17 protein-coding genes are annotated in these 18,514 nt (G+C 65.1%); 6 read left to right on the top strand and 11 right to left on the bottom strand.

Features of this window, described 5'->3' with window-relative positions; translation table 11 throughout:
- Positions 1 to 7: 7 nt before the first annotated feature.
- A complete protein-coding gene (locus tag E5675_RS07100; RefSeq protein WP_136173900.1) occupies positions 8 to 649 on the bottom strand; it encodes a histidine phosphotransferase family protein in 642 nt (213 codons plus the stop codon).
- A gap of 171 nt (positions 650 to 820) precedes the next feature.
- Between E5675_RS07100 and E5675_RS07095 the strand changes: the two genes are divergently transcribed.
- The 4 genes from E5675_RS07095 to mtgA all read left to right on the top strand — a co-directional run bounded on the left by E5675_RS07095 (position 821) and on the right by mtgA (position 4,234).
- The gene (locus E5675_RS07095) at positions 821 to 1,777 is read left to right on the top strand and encodes an RluA family pseudouridine synthase (protein WP_136173899.1); all 957 of its coding nucleotides are present in this window, start codon (positions 821 to 823) and stop codon (positions 1,775 to 1,777) included.
- A gap of 77 nt (positions 1,778 to 1,854) precedes the next feature.
- Positions 1,855 to 2,757: an RNA polymerase sigma factor RpoH gene (gene rpoH, locus E5675_RS07090; protein ID WP_136173898.1), complete on the top strand. Its 903-nt coding sequence runs from the start codon at positions 1,855 to 1,857 to the stop codon at positions 2,755 to 2,757.
- Positions 2,758 to 2,847: 90 nt separating this feature from the next.
- Entirely contained in the window at positions 2,848 to 3,462 is a 615-nt protein-coding gene (locus E5675_RS07085) for a hypothetical protein (protein WP_136173897.1), read from the top strand.
- Between the two features lie 61 nt (positions 3,463 to 3,523).
- Positions 3,524 to 4,234: a monofunctional biosynthetic peptidoglycan transglycosylase gene (gene mtgA, locus E5675_RS07080; protein WP_136173896.1), complete on the top strand. Its 711-nt coding sequence runs from the start codon at positions 3,524 to 3,526 to the stop codon at positions 4,232 to 4,234.
- Between the two features lie 18 nt (positions 4,235 to 4,252).
- Here the strand turns inward: mtgA and E5675_RS07075 are convergent, their stop codons facing one another.
- From E5675_RS07075 to E5675_RS07050, 6 genes are all read right to left on the bottom strand, one after another.
- Positions 4,253 to 4,789, bottom strand: a complete 537-nt coding sequence (locus tag E5675_RS07075; protein WP_136173895.1) for a J domain-containing protein — start codon at positions 4,787 to 4,789, stop codon at positions 4,253 to 4,255.
- 55 nt (positions 4,790 to 4,844) lie between these two features.
- Entirely contained in the window at positions 4,845 to 5,630 is a 786-nt protein-coding gene (locus E5675_RS07070) for a polyphosphate kinase (RefSeq protein ID WP_136173894.1), read from the bottom strand.
- Between the two features lie 97 nt (positions 5,631 to 5,727).
- A complete protein-coding gene (locus E5675_RS07065; RefSeq protein WP_136173893.1) occupies positions 5,728 to 6,603 on the bottom strand; it encodes an alpha/beta hydrolase in 876 nt (291 codons plus the stop codon).
- A 3-nt stretch (positions 6,604 to 6,606) separates the two neighbouring features.
- Positions 6,607 to 8,388 carry an aspartate--tRNA ligase gene (gene aspS, locus E5675_RS07060; protein WP_136173892.1) on the bottom strand — a complete coding sequence of 594 codons (1,782 nt, stop codon included), beginning with the start codon at positions 8,386 to 8,388 and terminating at the stop codon, positions 6,607 to 6,609.
- Positions 8,389 to 8,487: 99 nt separating this feature from the next.
- Positions 8,488 to 9,999, bottom strand: coding sequence for an FAD-binding protein (locus E5675_RS07055; RefSeq protein WP_136173891.1), 1,512 nt, complete (start codon positions 9,997 to 9,999; stop codon positions 8,488 to 8,490).
- Complete coding sequence (locus tag E5675_RS07050; RefSeq protein ID WP_136173890.1) at positions 9,999 to 10,328, bottom strand: hypothetical protein; 330 nt, start codon at positions 10,326 to 10,328, stop codon at positions 9,999 to 10,001. Before E5675_RS07050 ends, E5675_RS07055 begins: the two co-directional genes overlap by 1 nt.
- Before the next feature lie 108 nt (positions 10,329 to 10,436).
- Between E5675_RS07050 and rnd the strand changes: the two genes are divergently transcribed.
- Positions 10,437 to 11,624 (top strand): ribonuclease D, encoded by a 1,188-nt coding sequence (rnd, locus tag E5675_RS07045; protein ID WP_136173889.1) that lies wholly within the window; start codon positions 10,437 to 10,439, stop codon positions 11,622 to 11,624.
- Here the strand turns inward: rnd and E5675_RS07040 are convergent.
- The 4 genes from E5675_RS07040 to E5675_RS07025 are packed head-to-tail and all read right to left on the bottom strand — an operon-like array spanning position 11,621 to position 17,190.
- Positions 11,621 to 13,108, bottom strand: coding sequence for a Ppx/GppA family phosphatase (locus E5675_RS07040; protein ID WP_247594819.1), 1,488 nt, complete (start codon positions 13,106 to 13,108; stop codon positions 11,621 to 11,623). The genes rnd and E5675_RS07040 overlap by 4 nt on opposite strands.
- Positions 13,109 to 13,115: 7 nt before the next feature.
- On the bottom strand, positions 13,116 to 15,284 hold the full coding sequence (locus E5675_RS07035; protein ID WP_136173887.1) for an RNA degradosome polyphosphate kinase: 2,169 nt from the start codon (positions 15,282 to 15,284) through the stop codon (positions 13,116 to 13,118).
- Positions 15,275 to 15,919 (bottom strand): chromosomal replication initiator DnaA, encoded by a 645-nt coding sequence (locus tag E5675_RS07030; protein ID WP_136173886.1) that lies wholly within the window; start codon positions 15,917 to 15,919, stop codon positions 15,275 to 15,277. Before E5675_RS07030 ends, E5675_RS07035 begins: the two co-directional genes overlap by 10 nt.
- A complete protein-coding gene (locus E5675_RS07025) occupies positions 15,919 to 17,190 on the bottom strand; it encodes a heavy-metal-associated domain-containing protein (RefSeq protein WP_136173885.1) in 1,272 nt (423 codons plus the stop codon). The genes E5675_RS07030 and E5675_RS07025 overlap by 1 nt, the downstream gene beginning before the upstream one ends.
- A gap of 85 nt (positions 17,191 to 17,275) precedes the next feature.
- On the opposite strand from E5675_RS07025, the gene purM reads away from it, so the two are divergent.
- Positions 17,276 to 18,382 (top strand): phosphoribosylformylglycinamidine cyclo-ligase, encoded by a 1,107-nt coding sequence (gene purM, locus E5675_RS07020; protein ID WP_136173884.1) that lies wholly within the window; start codon positions 17,276 to 17,278, stop codon positions 18,380 to 18,382.
- Positions 18,383 to 18,514: the final 132 nt, after the last annotated feature.

Here is an 18,514-nt window from a genome sequence, read left to right as displayed (position 1 = left end):
AAGGGCGTCAGCGCCCCCTGAGCACCGCGCCGACGAGCAGCGAGGTCGGCGTCTCGCGCGCCAACATCACGGTGCCATCGCTCTGCCGCGCGACCGCTTGCACCAGCACCGCGGGCGCGGTGCGCGAGGTCATGGCGGTCGCGCCCTCGCCTTCGGCGAGGATGCGTTCGACATCGGCATCGAGGAAAATCCGCTCGGCCTCTACGTGCAGCGCGATTTCGATGCCTTCCGCCTGCTTTTCGCAGCCGATATCGAGCCGGCCGCCGCGCACCAGCGCATCGACGAGCAGCAGCGCGAGGTTGAGGATGATCTTGACCGCCGGCTTGGGCAGCGGGTCGCTGCCGATCATCCAGTTAAGCTCGATCGCGCGGTCGCCGATGATGCCCTGGATTGCCGATTTGGCTTCGTCGGCCGGCACGAGCTCACCGAAGCCGCCTGCCGAGCCGAAGGCGAGGCGGAAGAATTTGAGCTTGTTCGCCGAGGTTCGCGCGCTCTGTTCGAGCAGTTCGATGCACCGCGCCCGCATTTCGGGCTCTTTTTCGTCGGCAAGCAGTTCGAGGCCGTTGGCGAAGGCGCCGACCGGGCTCAAGAGGTCGTGACACAGGCGCGAAGCCAGCATCGAGGCGAAATCGACGCGATCGTCGGACATGGATGAACAGGCTCCCCAGCGCAGTGGCCGGATATTTCCGGCGTGGATCGCTCCTAGGGCAGGGATAGGCGCGAGGGCAAGCTGGTTCCTGGTCCATTCACCTCACTCACCGTCATCAGGCGCGCGCCTCCGCCCCTTGAAAATCGGTGCCCCGGACCCATATCCCCAGCAATGTTGGGGGACGACGAGATACTTACCGTGACGCTTCAGGATGGCGCGGCCGGGTTGCGGCTCGACCGGGCGCTCGCCGAAGCGCTCCCATCCCTTTCGCGCGAGCGGTTGAAGACGCTGATCAAGGGTGGCCGCGTTACCGATGCGAGCGGCACGATCTTGTGGGACCCGTCGGCCAAAGCCGCTGCGCCCGCGATGATCGAGGTTCGCCTGCCCGCCGCGGCGCCCGCGCATAACGTCGCGCAGGACATGGACCTTGTCATCGCGTTCGAGGACGAGCATCTGATCGTCGTCGACAAGCCCGCGGGAATGGTCGTTCATCCCGCCGCGGGCAATCTCGACGGCACGATGGTCAACGCATTGCTCCACCATTGCGCGGGACAATTGTCGGGGATCGGCGGCGTCGCGCGCCCCGGGATCGTCCACCGCATCGACAAGGACACAAGCGGGCTGATCGTCGCCGCCAAGCACGACAAGGCGCATGAGGGACTCGCGAAGCAGTTCGCCGCGCACAGCATCGACCGCCGCTACCTCGCGCTCGCGACCGGGCGCCCGATGCCCGCGAACGGCACCGTCGACGCCGCGCTCGGCCGGTCGAGCACCAACCGCAAGAAAATGGCGGTGGTCGCCGAAGGACGCGGCAAGCGTGCGGTCACCCATTACCGGACGGTCGAGCCGCTGAAGAACGCGACGCTTGTCGAATGCCGGCTCGAAACCGGGCGCACCCATCAGGTGCGCGTCCATATGGCGCATATCGGCCACCCGCTGGTCGGCGATCCGGTCTATGGCCGGACCAAAAAGCCGCTGTCGGAAGTGCTGAAAGCGCGGCATTTCGCGCGGCAGGCATTGCACGCGGCCCATTTGGGCTTTATTCATCCGGTGACCGGTAACAGGATCGCGCTCGACAGCGAACTCCCAGCGGATATGCGGGAACTGATCGATGAATTGCGCGTTTAGGTTTCGAATGAAAATCTATTTTGACCGTGGATGTCAACCGCGGCATATCTCTCCTCTGGAATTTTAGGGAAGACGCTATGGCTAACAAAAGCAATGTTCCGGCAGTGGTGCCCGCGCTCGGCGGTGAGGCGAGCCTGAACCGCTATCTGGCCGAAATCCGCAAATTTCCGCTTCTGACGCCCGAGCAGGAATATATGCTCGCCAAGCGATTTCAGGAGCATGAAGACAGCGAGGCGGCGGCGCAGCTCGTTACCTCGCATCTCCGCCTCGTCGCGAAGATCGCGATGGGGTATCGCGGCTATGGCCTGCCCGTCAGCGAGCTGATCAGCGAAGGCAATATCGGCCTGATGCAGGGTGTGAAGAAGTTCGACCCCGAACGCGGCTTCCGCCTCGCGACCTATGCGATGTGGTGGATTCGCGCTTCGATCCAGGAATTCATCCTCCGCTCGTGGAGCCTCGTCAAGATGGGCACGACCGCGGCGCAGAAGAAGCTGTTCTTCAACCTCCGCCGGATGAAGAACAACCTCGAGGCGTTTGAGGACGGCGACCTGTCGCCCGAACATGTCGCGAAGATCGCGACCGATCTTGGCGTGACCGAGGACGAGGTCGTCAGCATGAACCGCCGCATGGCAATGGGGGGCGACACCTCGCTCAACGTGCCCATGGGTGAGGATGGCGACAGCCAGTGGCAGGATCTGCTGGGCGACGAAGGCCCGCTGCAGGACGAACGCGTCGCCGAAGCGCAGGAGCGCGACGTGCGGCATGCGCTGCTCAACGAGGCGCTCGAAACGCTCAACGAACGCGAACGCCACATTCTGACCGAGCGCCGCCTGACCGACGACCCCAAGACGCTCGAGGATCTGAGCCAGGTCTATGACGTCAGCCGCGAGCGCGTCCGCCAGATCGAGGTCCGCGCGTTTGAAAAGCTGCAAAAGGCGATGCTCAAGCTCGCCGGCGACCGGCGCCTCGTCTCGGCCTGACCGGTTTCGCGGTATCCCGCGCCGGGATTTGACTAGCGGGCGCAAAAGGATCAGCCTCCCCCCTTCGGACCGACCGAAGGGAAATATGTCATGTGGAAATGGATCCGGATTCCCAAGGGCATCGCGCTGGTGGCCTTCCTGTTGCCATGGATGACCATCAGCTGTTCCGAACAGAAACTCGTCGAGGCGAGCGGCTTTGGCCTCGCCTTCGGCCGGGTCACCGCGATGGGCCGAGCGGCGCAGGCGAGCGACGGTGCCGCGCTCAATCTCTGGTTGATCCTCGCGCTACTTGCGATCGCCGGCGGGCTGGCACTGCTGTTCCTAAAAGGCCGCGAAGCAGCGAAATTCGTCCTCGGCACGGCGGTTGCAGCAATCGCGCTGATCTTCATCGGAACATATCGCTACAGCAAGGATGCGATCCTCGCCGAAGCCGCGAAGAACGGCCAGAACAGCGGAATGGACCAAGCGGCGCTGGCGATGATCCAGGTTCATTGGGAAATTGGATACTGGCTCGCTTTGCTGTCGTTGATCGCCGCTGCCGCGATGGCGTGGCTAGTGATGAGCGGCAAGGACGACGAAGCCGAAGCGAAGATGCGATCGATCGCAGCGGCGACCGGCGAAAAGGCAAAGGTGGCGGCGGAGGACGCGGGCGAAGTGGTGGACGATAGCGGCGGCGGCAAAGAGACCGAACCGCCAAGGCCGTGAGCGCGGTTCGCAACGGCAATCAATCACTTGCCGGAAGCGGGCAAGCAGCTATGAAAATTGCATGACGACCACAAAGAAGCAAAAGAAGCGCCGCAAGTTGCCCTGGTACCTGCGGCCCTTCAAATGGCTGCTCTGGTTTGTCGCGTTTTCGGTCCTGTGGGTGCTGATCTACGCCATCGCGCCGCCGCCTGTAACGCTGACGATGCTGCTCGACAGCAACGGCATCACCAAGGATTGGGAAAGCCTGTCGAACATCGACCGCAACATGGTGCGCGCGGTGATCGCGGCCGAGGACGGCAAATTCTGCAGCCATAACGGCTTCGACCGCGACGCGATCGAAGAGGCGATCGAGCGCAACGCCAAAGGGAAGAAACTGCGCGGCGGATCGACGGTCAGCCAGCAGACCGCAAAGAATGTCTTCCTGTGGCAGGGCAGCGGCTGGACGCGCTATGTCCGCAAGGTGCCCGAAGTGTGGTTCACCTTCCTGATCGAGACGATCTGGGGCAAAAGACGGATCATGGAGGTTTACCTCAACGTCGCCGAGACGGGCATCGGCACCTATGGCGTCGAGGCGGGCGCGCAGCGTTATTTCAAGCATGGCGCGGCCAAGCTGACCCCACGCGAGGCGGCCCGCATCGCCGCGATCCTGCCTCTGCCCAAGAAGCGCGAGGCGATCAGCCCGTCGGGATTCACGCGGCGTTACGGCAACACGATTACCGCGCGCATCGGCGTGGTGCGGCGCGATGGGCTGGATGCGTGCGTTTATAAATAGCGGCGGCTTTGCGATCGCTCAGGCCGGCTTCCAGCTTTTCCGCTCTTCGGCCTGTTTGAGCACCTCGAACGCCGCCTGCCCCGCAGCGAAGCGCTTTGCGGCCTCGGCGTCACCCGGCTTGACGTCGGGGTGGCATTCCTTGGCGAGATTGCGCCATGCCTTTTTCGTCGCCTCGAAATCGGCATCGGGCTCGAGGTCGAGGATTTCGAGCGCGCGCATTTCGTCAGCACTGCGGCTATCGTCGCCCGATCCGCCCCAAGCATAATGCTGCGCTCGCGCATAGCTGCGCGCACCCTGCGCTTCCTCGGCGGCGCGCGCGGCGGCGTCCTCGGCCGACAGACCGGCGAAATAGTCCCAACCGCGATTATATTCGGCAGCGTGGGTTTCGCAGAAATACCAGCGTTCGGGGCTGTTCGGCGACTTGGGCGCGGGGCAGTTGCCGGGGTTGGTGCAGCCGTGACGATCGCACAGGCGCACCTTCTGCGTCTCGCGCGACGAGCCATAGGGGCGCCAGCGGGGAAAACCCCAGTCGTCGGATCTCTTGGCGCGGCTCATACTGCCCCATGTAGCGGCAGAGGCCCTGAATTGCTAGCCGAGGGGGCCGAAAAACCTAGTCTTTGGGCTTGTAGCCAAACGCCTTCGCCGCGAGTTTGACGACCGCCGGGTCGAGATCGGGCGGGGTCATCGGCACCGCCGCCTCGAGCGTTTCGACGATATGGGTCAGCGCCGCGATGCGCGCCGTCTTCTTGTGGTTGCCGTCGATCACCTTCCACGGCGCCCAGCGCGTGCTTGTCTGCGCAAACATTTCTTCGATCGCGACGAGATACTCCTTGCGTTTCGACCGGTTGCGATAATCCTCGGTTCCGGTCTTCCAGCGCTTCCACGGATCGTCGAGGCGCGCGGCGAAACGTTCATCCTGCTCTTCCTGCGTGATGTGGACGAACAGCTTGACGAGATTGGTCGCGCTGCCGGTCAGTTGCGCTTCGAACTCGTTGATCTCGTCGTAGCCCTTGCGCCATTCGGCCTCGCTCGCGAAGCCCTCGACACGCTCGACGAGGACGCGGCCGTACCAGCTGCGGTCGAAGATCGAAATTTCGCGATTGCCGGGCAGGCGTTTCCAGAAGCGCCAGAGAAAATGACGCGCCTTTTCCTCGTCGGTCGGTGCGCCGATCGGCCAGACCTCGAAAAAGCGCGGGTCGAGCGACGCCGTCAGCCGCTGGATGATTCCGCCCTTTCCCGCCGCGTCCCAGCCTTCGAACATGATGATGCTGCGCTGGCCGTGGATGATATGCGCGGCCTGGAGCCGTTCGAGCCGATCCTCGAGCTCCCCTAGATCATCGGTATAGTCGCCCTCATATCTGGCGCCGGTTTCATAATCGGAAAGGGCAATGCTCATTCACACACCCTAGCGCGCGTCGCCCTTCGCACCAAGGGGGCGATGCGCCGATGTCATTTTCTGGCACAGCGCGCGCCAATTTCGCTGCGCGTCCGTATCAGAGAAAATTGGCGAGCAGTGCGGCGACGCGCGCCGGATTCTCCATAGGAATGAAATGGCTATGCTCGGCCCATAACTCGTCACGCTCGGCGCGGATCGCCGGACCAAGGCCGGTCCAGGTCGGGCTCAACGAAAAGTCGAGTTCGCCGCCGCGCTCGCCGGTCGGCGCGCGGATCAGCGTCGATGGCACGGACAGATAGTGCAGCCATTCGTGCGGGCTGGTTCGCAGCGCATTCTGATAGACCGACGCTTCAAGCGCAGGCGGGCAGGCGAGTTCGAGCCCGTCGCCGACCGCGACGGGAAGCAGGCCATGCGTGCAATAGTCGGCGAGTACGCGCGCGTCCCAGTTCGCATAAGGCGGCCGGCCTGCAAAGCGCGCACGCATCTCTTCGGCGCTGGCCCACGCGTTGCGGCGGCGCGCCACCGGATGATCGGCAGGATCGGGAATCGGCTTGGCGCTCTCACCCTCGTAAAGGGCGGGGTCCATGATCACCGGATCGATCAAGACGAGATGGGCGAAGGCCGCCGGCCGCTGCGACGCGAGCCGGGTCAGCACATAGGCGCCCATGCTGTGGCCGCAGCCGACGAGCGGATGGCCGCCGAGGCCGTCGACCAGCGGGAGCAGCACATCGGCGGTCGCCGTCCAGCTGGCGAGGGTCGCGGGGCGATGGCTGCGCCCATGCCCGCGATGGTCGGGCGCCACGACATGCGTTCCAGCGGGCAAGGCAGCAACGACCTGGTCCCACAGGCGCGCGTGAAAACCGGTGGCGTGGAGCAGGAGCAGCGAGGGCCGGTCCGAACGGTCGCCCCACTCGAACCAGCAAATCTCGCCATCCGGCGTCCCCATCCGGAGTTCGCGCGGCTGCTCGCCCATGCCTTAGCTCTTCGGACCGTCGACGAGGCGAATGCTGAGTTCCTTGAGCTGCCTGTCGCTGACCGGCGCGGGCGCGCCCATCATCAGATCCTCGGCCTTCTGGTTCATCGGGAAGACGACCACTTCGCGGATGTTGGGCTCATCAGCGAGCAACATCACGATGCGGTCGACTCCCGGCGCCGAACCGCCGTGCGGCGGTGCGCCGAATTTGAAGGCATTGATCATGCCGCTGAAATTCGCATCGACATCGGCCTGACTGTAGCCCGCAATTTCGAACGCCTTGTACATAATGTCCGGACGGTGGTTCCGGATCGCGCCCGACGACAGCTCGACGCCGTTGCAGACGATGTCATATTGCCACGCGAGAATGTCGAGGGGATCCTTGGTTTCCAGCGCCTCGAGCTCGCCCTGCGGCATCGAGAAGGGGTTGTGGCTGAAATCGATCTTCCCCGTGTCCTCGTCGGCCTCGAACATCGGGAAGTCGACGATCCAGCACATTTCGAACTTGTTCGCATCGATGAGGTCAAGCTGTTCGGCGACACGGGTGCGCGCGAGACCGGCGAGCTTCACGGCGACGGCTTCCTTGCCCGCGGCGAAGAAGAGGCCGTCGTCGGGCCCGATGCCGAGCTCGGCGGCGAGCGCGTCCATCTTTTCCGGCCCGTGATTCTTGGCGATCGGGCCGCCCCATTCGCCGCCTTTGCGCGTCGCGTAGCCGAGTCCCGCGAAGCCTTCGCTCTGCGCCCAGCTGTTCATGTCGTCGAAGAATTTGCGGCTCTTCTCGGCGGTCGCCGGCGCCGGGACCGCGCGTACGACATCGCCCACGGCGACGATATCGGCGAAGCGGCCGAAGCCCGATCCGGCGAAGTGCGCCGAGACATCGGTGATGATCAGCGGGTTGCGCAGGTCCGGCTTGTCGTTGCCGTACTTCAGCATCGACTCACGGTACGGGATGCGCGGGAACGAGCCCGCCGGGGTCACCGATTTGCCGCCCGCGAACTCCTCGAACACGCCGGCGAGCACCGGCTCGATCGCGTTGAAGACGTCGTCTTGCGTGACGAAGCTCATCTCGAAGTCAAGCTGGTAGAATTCGCCCGGCGAGCGGTCGGCGCGCGCATCCTCGTCACGGAAGCAGGGCGCGATCTGGAAATAGCGGTCGAAGCCCGCGACCATCAGCAGCTGCTTGAACATCTGCGGCGCCTGCGGCAGCGCGTAGAATTTGCCGGGGTGAACGCGGCTCGGCACCAGATAGTCGCGCGCGCCCTCGGGCGACGAGGCGGTCAGGATCGGCGTCTGATATTCGGTGAATCCTTGCTCGACCATGCGGCGGCGCAGCGACGCGATGACGTTCGAGCGTAGCAGGATGTTCGCATGCAGCCGCTCGCGGCGCAGGTCGAGGAAACGGTATTTGAGGCGGATATCCTCGGGATACTCCTGCTCGCCCGCGACCGGCATCGGCAGTTCGATCGCCGCCGACTGGACGGCAACCTCGCGCGCGCGGACTTCGATCGCACCGGTGGGCAGGTTCGCGTTGGTCGTTTCGACAGAGCGCGCGACAACGTCGCCGGTGATCGTCACGACGCTTTCAACGCGCAGGCCGTCGAGCGTGGCGAAGGCCGCATCGCTGCTATCGGCGACGATCTGTGTCAGACCATAATGGTCGCGCAGGTCGACGAAGAGCAGCCCGCCATGGTCGCGCTTGCGATGCACCCAACCCGAGACGCGGACATTCTTTCCGACGTCCTCGGCGCGAAGCTGGCCACAATTATGGGTGCGATAGGCGTGCATTTTATAGTCTTTCGATGAATGGAGGAAATCAACTTTAACGTGATTTATGGCCGCGCCTAAGGCAGGTCGGCGCGTCATTTGTCAAGGGTCGAGGCGGTTTCAGCAGGTCAGGCCGAGACCATCGAGAACCTCGCTCCCGAACAGCGCGCGGTGGACCGGATCGGGCATCAAGCGGCCCTGCGCCGCACGCCAGCGACGAAAATCCTCGCCATAGTCGGCGGCGACGCGCGCCGCGTCGAGATGGCAGCTTTTCGCCCAGTGCCGCGTGAAGGCGATCCCTTCGGCATCGAGGCAGTCGACGACGCGCGCATAGGCATCGGCGGTGCGCTGGCTGCGCGGGCCGTCGAAATCGATCACGGCGTTGTGCGTAAAACGCGCCGGCGCAAGCAATCCCTGCGCGCGCTCCATGAAGCGCACGGTGACGACGGTCGAGCCGCCATGGCGTGCATAAACCGCACAGATCCGTTCGAAGGCCCGCGCAAGGTCGGCGCGGTCGATGGTGACCGAGGCGTTGAACAGGTCCGCCATGGGGCGGTGCGTGTCGAGCCCCTCGCCCCAGCTCCCATAGACGGCTGGATCGTTGACGTCGGGGCCGGCGGCATAGCCCAGTTTCATCGCGAATTGCAGCAACGCGCCGCGCGCCCATGGATAATCGTCGAGCAACTGCCCCAAAAGGCTGAGTGCGTCATAGCCCGCGCCGAGCTGGCCGGGTGTCGCCCGCGGATAGTCGTCGCGCCATGGTTCGCGGTAGAGGAAACGCAGCATCGCGGGCCGCTTGAACGGCTTATAGGGATTGAAGATCATCTGGACGAAGTCGGGATCGCGGTCGAGCGCGTAGGTCGCCGAGAAGCGCCGGAAATCGCCTGCGGCGAGCCAGTCGAGTGCGCCGGGGGCGACCTTGCGCAGATTCTGGATCGGCCGGACAAGGAATTTGGGCTCGCTATCGACAACGAGCGCAGTGATGACGCCGAGCGCCCCGACGGGAAGCTGGGCTGCGGCGAAGACATCGTCGTCACGCAGCGGATTTGATCCGGTCGCGAGGATGAACGCGTCGCTCATCACGCCACTCTCCGGCTCGATCCAGTGGATGCCTCCGGGCGTGACGATCTGAACCGCGCGTATATGATCCTGGATACCGCCGCGCGCGATCATCGAGCCGTGGGTGCCGGTGGCGCACGCACCCGCAAAGGTCTGGCCGTTGCCGGCGCCGCTGGTCCAGAGTGATCGGCCCTGCGCTTCGAGCTTGTCGGACACTTCGTCGACGAGGGCCCCTGCCTCGACGAGCATCAGCGCGGCGGCATCGATGCCGGGACGGACGTTGTCGGCATGGATGCGAAAGCAGCGGTTGAACCGGCGCGTATGGAGCAGCCAGCTTTGCGACGCGATATTGACGTTCGACGGCGACCAGCCCGCACCGAGCGGACGGACGCGGCGCTGCGTGGCGGCGGCTTCGGCGAGCCAGTCCCGCACCGCCTTCGCGGCGATCGCGATTTCGTCGCGTCCGCGCTCCGCGTCACCGCTGCGCAGCACGAAACGCGTCGCCGCCTCGCAGGTCCCGGTGCCGTGATAATTGGTCCAGCGGCCTTCGTCGCGGAGTTTGAGGATAGGCATCACGCCTCTCCCAGCGGCGCGACGCCGGCGTGCGCACGCCACGTCACTGTCACCGGGCGCAGAAAGCCGGCGGTCCCGATCGCGACGAGCATTTGGCGCCGCGTCGCAAATATGCGCACGTCGCACAGGCCATGATCGGATTCGGGTGTGATGAACGGCTGCGCGGCCTGGGCGGCGAATCCCCAGCCCTTCAGCGTCACGACCATCACCTCCTCATCGAGCGGCCGTGGATTGGCGATCGAGACGAAAATATCGGCCTGCCCCGCCGCATATTGCCCGAAAAGCAGTACAAAACCCAGCGCCGCCAGCGCCCAACCGAGCCATATCATGCCCCAAATCCCTTCGTTTTCCCCTTGGCCGGTGTGCCGGCTCCGCGACCCGAAGAGTGCGGGCAATTTTTCCTGCCCGTTCCTTTCAACTAGCTGTATAGGCGCGCTATGCAAGTCCATCCGTTGATCGAAACCAGCGCCGCGCTCGTCGAATTCTGCGACCTCATCCGGAACAGCGATTTCATCGCCGTCGATACCGAATTCATGCGCGAAAACACCTTCTGGCCAGAGCTTTGCCTGATCCAGGTTGCCGACCGCGACCATACCGCGGCGATCGATCCGATGGCGTCGGGCATCGATTTGAAACCCCTGCTCGACCTGCTCGTCGACAACGAGGATATGCTCAAGGTCTTTCACGCCGGCGGGCAGGATGTCGAAATCATCTTCAACCTGACCGGCAAGACGCCGCACCCGATCTTCGACACGCAGATCGGCCAGATGGCGCTGGGTCAGGCCGAGCAGGTCGGCTATTCAAACCTTGTGGAGGCGTGGATCGGCGTCCAGCTCGACAAGGGCGCGCGCTTTACGGACTGGAGCCGCCGCCCGCTCGACAAGCGCCAGATCGATTATGCGATCGGCGACGTCACGCACCTCGCCAAGATTTTCCCGATGATGCTCGACAAGCTGATCAAGACCGGTCGCGGCCACTGGCTCGATGAAGAAATGGAAAAGCTCGCCGACCCCGCCAATTACAGCGTCGATCCCGACAAGGCGTGGCAGCGGATCAAGATACCGACGCGCAAGCTCGACGTGCTCGGCCGGTTACAGGCGCTCGCCGCTTGGCGCGAGCGCGAGGCGCGGAACAAGAATCTGCCGCGCGGCCGGATCGTCAAGGACGAGACGCTCGCCGACCTGGCCGCGCATCCGCCGAAGGATCAGGACGGGCTCGGCCGCGTCCGTGGGCTGTCGGCGACGTGGCGCACCAACGACATCGGCGGCCGGCTGATGGACGCGATCACCAACGCCAAGCCGATGTCGAAGGACGACATGCCCGACCGCGCGCCGCGCGGGCCGGGGCTAGGCAAGGAAGGCACTCTGGTCGCCGACCTTTTGAAACTGCTGCTCAAGATCCGGGCGCGCGAGCTCAATGTCGCGGCGCGGCTGATCGCGCGCAGCGACGATCTCGAGGCGCTTGCCGCCGGGGCGCGGGGCGGCATCCAGATGATGGAGGGCTGGCGCTACGACGTGTTCGGCCACGCCGCGCTCGATCTTGTCGAAGGCCGGATGGGCTTTGCCGTCAAGAACGGCAAGCTGGTGATGAGCGAGATCGACGCGGCGACCGCGGCCGAGGTTTAAAGCAGAACGAGCTCGGGTTTGGCATCGAGCGCCTGCGCGAGGACGCGCAGGCGGCGCTCGACCGATTCGCCCGCGAGATGATGCCAGCCGGCCGCCAGACAGAGCCTGAGCTTGCCGTCGACAAGCGCGATCCCGCTCGCCTTGAGCGGGGCTTCGACGCCCCCTGTAAGCCGCTGAGCAAGGCGGATCGCGAGGCCCCATTGCCGCGCGCGGGCGAGCCGTTCCTGCGCGACAAGCGCGCCCATCGCGGGAAATTCGGCGTCGGCGCCGCCAAAGCCTGCGTAAAGCGCGCGCGCGAGCAGGATGCGTCCGGGGATGTCGATGCTGCGCCAATTGCCGTGCAGGCCGATCTCGGTGCCGCGTTCGGCCCGGAAATCGGGATTCGCCGACCACGCGACGTCGCTGAGCAAGCTCGCCGCGAGGCGAACTCGGCTATCGGCCGGTCCTTCGTCCGTAAAGAGCGGTGCGATCCAGTCGGCGATCGCCCGGCCGTGCGGCGCGAAACGCGCAAGACGGCGTCCCTCGAATTCGGCGGCGACGATCAGCGGATCCTGCGCGCGCGTTTCAGCATCGAGCGCCTGATAGAGCAGCCCTTCGCGCAGGCCCGACGAGGAGACCGTCATTTCGGGGACGTCGAGGATGTTGACGAGCGCCGCGAGCAGCGCCGCCGCGTCGGGCAAGGCGGCGGCGCGGTTCGATGCCATGCCGGGGATTGCGCGCAATTCCTCGAAGCTCAGCCTTTTAGTCGCGCGGATCAGGCGGCGGAGCGCGCTGCGCGGCAGCGTATGCTGGTCGAGAACCGCGAGCGGATCCTTGGTGAGTTCGAGGTCCAGACGCGAGAGCGCGCGCCACGAGCCGCCGACGAGATAGAGCGGAAGCCCGCTGAGCCCCTCGCCCGGCCAACCCGCGGCGCGGAGCATCTTGCGGATCGCGCGTTCGAACGCCTGTTCGCCATCCTTGCGTAGCGTGGGCAAGCGGAGCACGCCGAGCGGGAAGGAGGCGCAGCGGCCGACCCGGCCATCCGAAACTTCGGCTAGTTCGAGGCTGCCGCCGCCGAGATCGACCGCGATGCCGCGCGCATCGGGAATCGCCGAAAGGACGCCATGCCCGGCGGCCGCGGCCTCCTCCTCGCCCGAGAGCAGCCGGATTTGGAGGCCGGCTTCGGCCGCCGCTGCGATGAAGTCGGGGCCGTTCGCCGCATCGCGCACGGCGGCGGTGGCAACGCACTGGATCATCTTCACGTCCATATGCTTCGCGAGCAGCGCATAACGGCGGAGCGCAACGAGGCCGCGTTCGGCATCCTCGGGCGCGATGCGGCCGTCGATCGCGAGGCCGCGGCCGAGACCGGCGGCAACCTTTTCGTTGAAGATCACCGCAGGCGCGCGCGACGGGCCTTCATAAACGACGATGCGGACCGAGTTGGAGCCGATATCGATGACGGCGGACCGGCTGACCGCTTGTCGGGAGCTACGCAGGAAGTTCAACCTCTTCTCAATCTTCACGCATATCGAAGGCCAGCGTCGGCACATCCTGACGCTTGTGAAGCGCGGTGCCGCGGCCCGACAGTGACGGGTTGTTCATGAAGTAATGGTGTAAGTTGAAAGGCTTGTCTCCCGGTTCCACGCGCACCGAGGTGCCGTCGGGTTGCAGAATCCAGCTTTGTTCATTGTCGATGAGGTTGGCGACGAGGACCTGATCGAGAATCTGGTCGTGGACGGTCGGATTCTCGATCGGGATCATATATTCGACGCGGCGGTCGAAGTTGCGCGGCATCCAGTCGGCGCTGCTGATATAGAGCTTTGCGGCGCGGTGGGGCAGCGGCGCGCCGTTGGCGAAGGCCCAGACGCGGCTATGTTCCAGGAAGCGCCCGACGACCGATTTGACGCGGATCGTTTCCGAAAGCCCCGCGACGCCCGGCCGCAGGCAGCAGATACCGCGCACGATCAGTTCGACCGGCACCCCCGCCGCGCTGGCTTCGTACAGCTTGTCGATGATGTCGGGGTCGACGAGGCTGTTCATCTTCGCCCAGACGCCCGACGGCCGCCCCGTCCTTGCCGCGGCGATTTCGGAATCGATCAGCTCGCACAGATGCTGGCGCATGTTGAGCGGCGACATGGTGATCAGGTCGAGCCGTTCGGGTTCGACATAGCCGGTGATATAATTGAAGAGCTGCGCCGCATCGCGGCCCGCGCGCGGATCGGCGGTGAAGAAGCTCAAGTCGGTGTAGATGCGCGCGGTGACGGGATGGTAGTTGCCGGTGCCGAAGTGGCAATAGGTGCGATAGCCCTGCCCTTCGCGGCGCACGACCATCGAAATCTTGGCGTGCGTCTTCCACTCGATGAAGCCGTAGACGACCTGCACCCCGGCTCGTTCGAGCTGGTTCGCCCAGAGCAGATTCTGTTCCTCGTCGAAGCGCGCCTTGAGTTCGACGACCGCGGTCACCGACTTGCCCGCCTCGGCCGCCTCGATCAGCGCGCGGATGACGGGGGACTGGTTGCCCGCGCGGTAGAGCGTTTGCTTGATCGCGACGACGTCGGGATCGGCGGCGGCCTGGCGCAGGAAGGAGAGGACGACGTCGAAGCTCTCATAGGGATGGTGAACGACGATGTCCTTCGAGCGGATCGCCGCGAAACAGTCGCCACCATGTTCGCGGATGCGTTCGGGGAAACGGGGCGAATAGGCCGGGAATTTGAGGTCGGGGCGATCGACGTCGACGAGCGCCGACAGCGCCGCAAGGCCGATGAAGCCGCCGATCTTGGCGACGATCGCCTCGTGCCCCTGAATATCGGAACCCAGCACCTCGGCGATTTCGGCGGGCATATCGGCCTCGAGTTCCATCAGGATCACGCGGCCGCGGCGACGGCGGCGGATCGCGGTGCGGAACAGGCGGACGAGGTCCTCGGCCTCTTCCTCAAGCTCGATGTCGCTGTCGCGGATGATGCGGAACACACCCAGCGAGCGGATCGTGAAACCCGGAAACAGCAAGTCGCCGAACAATTCGATCAGATATTCGATCGGCACAAAGGCGCTCGGCTCGCCGGGAACCGGCACGAAGCGCGCCAGCGATGCCGGGATCATCACCAGTTCGCGAACCGTCTCGCCATTCGTCTTGCGCTGAAGGTCGAAGATGACGCCGAGGCCGCGGTTCGGGATGAAAGGAAAAGGATGCGCCGGATCGAGCACCTGCGGGGTCAGGATCGGAAAAATCTGTTCGATGAAATATTGGCGCAGCGCCCGGCGGAGCGCCTCCTTGTCCGAGCCCGAACCGTGAACGACGATGCCCTGCTCGGCGAGTTGGCGGTGGAGCAATTGCCATTCGCTCTGCTGCTGGTCGACGAGGCGATGCACCTCGGCCTCGATTTCGGCGAGTTGCTGCCCCGGCGAGCGGCCGTCGGCGGAGGGATCGTCGATCCCCTGCAGCTGCTGGCCCTTGAGGCCCGCGACGCGGACCATGAAGAATTCGTCGAGATTGCTGCCCGAGATCGAAAGGAAGCGGAGGCGTTCGAGCAGCGGATGCGCGGGATTGCGCGCTTCCTCCATCACTCGCCGGTTGAAGGCGAGCCATGAGAGTTCGCGGTTGAAGAAGCGTTCGGGACCGAAGCTGGGGGCCGTCGTATCGGCGTCATTATCTGCGCGTAAGGGGCCGCCAGCTATCGACATGGGCTCGTTTCCTGTCCTTCGAGGAGATCGGGATCGATCAGCCCCTGTGACAGTAATGTTTCACGCGTAAGACGAATGCCAATGCCACCCTTTTTTTCGAGCGAGGCGGCGTCGAGCGCCGCGACGACGCGGTGGATCATCGCATAGCTGCGTTCCATCCGCGGGACGATATAGGAGGCGACGCCGGGTGCCAATGCCACGCCGCGCTGCGCGAACAGCGCCTCGATCAGGTCGCGCGCCAGGCAGTCGTCGGGATCGCCGATCGCCAGCACGGGAACGGCGGCGAGGCGCGAGCGGAGGTCCGGTAGCGCGATGTTCCATTCCGCGGGCGGCGCGTCGGCGATGATCAGCAGCGGTGTGCCGCTCGCCTGCGCGGCGTTCCACGCGTGGAAAATCTCTTCTTCGGAAACGCTGCCCGCCCCGTCGATGACGCGACCGCCGGTTTCGCGCGCGAAAAGGCGGCCCATCAGGCTGCGCCCCGAGCCGCGCGGCCCGGTGAGCACGGCGGTGCGGACCGGCCAGGTCGCGACATGGCGCAAATAGCGCACCGCGTCGGCGTTGCTGGTGCCGACGATCAGCGGGCCGTCATTCGACCCGCCCGCGCTCCAGTCGAGCGGTAGCGCGATCTGTCCCATCAGCGGCTGATCCTGAGCTGACCGCCGCCTTCCTGCACGTTGAACCCGCGCGCCGCGAGCGCCGCGCGCAGCGCCGCAATATCGCCGCGGAAGGTCACACGCATCACCGACATGCCGCCGAGCGCGAGGCTGGTGGTCGACGCCGACTGGACGCCGGCGACGCCAGCGACAGCACGCTCGGTCGCGGTGACCGAATCGACGTCGGGCGAGCTGTACTGCACCGTGAAGCTCTGCACGCCCGCCGCGGGCGCGGTGGATACGCTCGCGTCGATTTCTCTGGGCGGTATCTCTTCATCGGTCGCGATCTCTTCGGGCAGATCTTCCCTTTCGACCGGCTTTTCGAGCACGAGATAGGTATCGGTCTTGAGAACACCCGCAGTCAGCGCGTCGGTATAGATACGATCCATCCGCGCGACCGCCTTTTCCATCATGTCGGGCAACGCCGCGGGACTCGGTCCGGTCATCGTGAAGCTGGATATCAGCTTGCTGTCGGGGCCGAAACGCGCGGTGAAAATGCCTTTGATCGGCCCGCCGGGATAGGAATATTCGACGCGCGCGATCGGCGTCAGCACGTCGGCGGCGCCATATTGGTCGAGGATCACGCGCCACCAGACGCGGCCGCGACGACCTGTCTGCCCCGCGTTGATCAACAGGGTATCCGCCCCGGTGCCCGCGGTGCGGACATAGTCGATCGCGCTTTGCCCCGTATTATATTCGGCCCAGGCGCGCTGCCAAGCGCTGCGTTGTTCGAACACCTGTGGGATTCCGTCGATCGAATAGACCGGGATCACGAGCAATGGCGGCGAACGGAGCGTGCGACCGCTGACCCCCAATATCTGTCCGGCGCGGACGCGGTCGAACTGCACGCCGAGCTTGGCGACATAGCGGCGCGGGCCGATCTGCTCGTCTTCGACGACGATCGATGTGACGATCCCGTCGAGCACCGAATCGGTGAGTGCGGGGCCGTCACTGCCGTTCAGCCGGCGATAAAGCTGCGCCCAGCCCTTGCGTTGCGCCTCGCGCCAGCCCTTCGAGCGCGCATCGTCGGCATTGTCGCCTGTTACGTCGACCAGGATCCCGCTGGCGAGGAAATCGCCGCTGCTGTTGATCGGGGTAATGCCGCGGTCGCCGCGCGTAATCTGGCCGTCGACGATGCCCGCGAGCAGAATCGCGAAGAAAAGCCCGAAAAGCGCGGCCCAGCGCCAGTCGCGGCCGCGCAGCGGGTCGAAGGAAAAGCTTGGGGCGAAGCGGGGGAAAGCGGCCGAAATCATATCTTCTCTATGCTTTGCCCAAAAGCTTGCCCCCGGACAAGGAAATCATGGCATTTCGTGGCCAGAGTCGTTAGTCGCGCTGGCCATGGATTCCAAGCACAACCAACCCGCCTCCTACACTTATGCGCAGGCCGGCGTATCGATCGAGACCGGCAACGCGCTGGTCCGTGCCATTGCCCCGCTCGCCCGTGCGACGCGCCGTCCCGGCGCCGATGCCGACCTCGGCGGCTTCGGCGGCTTCTTCGACCTGAAGGCGGCGGGGTTCAACGATCCCCTGCTCGTCGCGGCGAACGACGGTGTGGGCACGAAATTGAAGCTCGCGATCGAATCGGGCAAGCATGACGGCGTCGGGATCGACCTGGTCGCGATGTGCGCGAACGACCTGATCGTGCAGGGCGCCGAACCGCTGTTTTTCCTCGACTATTATGCGACCGGCAAACTCGACAACGATGTCGCGACCCAAGTCGTGGCCAGCATCGCCGAGGGTTGCAAGCAGGCCGGATGCGCGCTGATCGGCGGCGAGACCGCCGAGATGCCGGGCATGTATTCGGACGGCGATTATGATCTTGCGGGTTTCTGCGTCGGCGCGGTCGAGCGCGATCAGGTGCTGACCGCCGACAAGGTCGCCGCTGGGGATGTGATTCTGGGGCTCGCCTCGTCGGGGGCGCATTCGAACGGCTTCTCTCTCGTGCGCCGGCTTGCGGCGGATAAGGGGTGGAAGCTCGATCGCCCGGCCCTGTTCGACCAGAATATCCTGCTGATCGACGCGCTGATGGCGCCGACGCGCATCTATGTGAAGAGCCTGCTCCCGCTCGTGAAGACCGGCAATATCCACGCGCTCGCGCATATCACTGGCGGCGGGCTGCTCGAGAATATCCCCCGCATTCTGCCCAAGACGCTGCATGCCCATGTTGATGCCGATGCTTGGGAACAGCCGCGGCTAATGGCGTTTTTGCAAGCGCAGGGGAACATCGAGCCCGAGGAAATGGCGCGCACCTTCAACTGCGGCATCGGGATGGCGGTTGTAGTCGCCGAGGACGATGTCGCCGAGGTGACGGCGGCGCTCGCAGCCGCGGGCGAGACGGTGTTCCGTATCGGGCATATCGCCGCGGGCGAAAAAGGCTGCACGGTCAGCGGCAGCGCCGAGACGTGGAGCGCGATGGGCGCGTGGAGCGCCACGCATCATGGCTAAAATCCTCCCCGCGCGTGGGGAGGTGGCAGCCGCAAAGCGGCTGACGGAGGGGGGTGTCGTGGCCCGCCAGCGTGGCGCGAGGACGCGAACCCCCTCCACCGCTTCGCGGTCCCCCTCCCCGCATGCGGGGAG

The sequence above is a fragment of the Sphingopyxis sp. PAMC25046 genome (assembly GCF_004795895.1).
Classification (GTDB): Bacteria; Pseudomonadota; Alphaproteobacteria; order Sphingomonadales; family Sphingomonadaceae; genus Sphingopyxis.
This window is presented reverse-complemented; position numbering and strand designations above follow the sequence as displayed.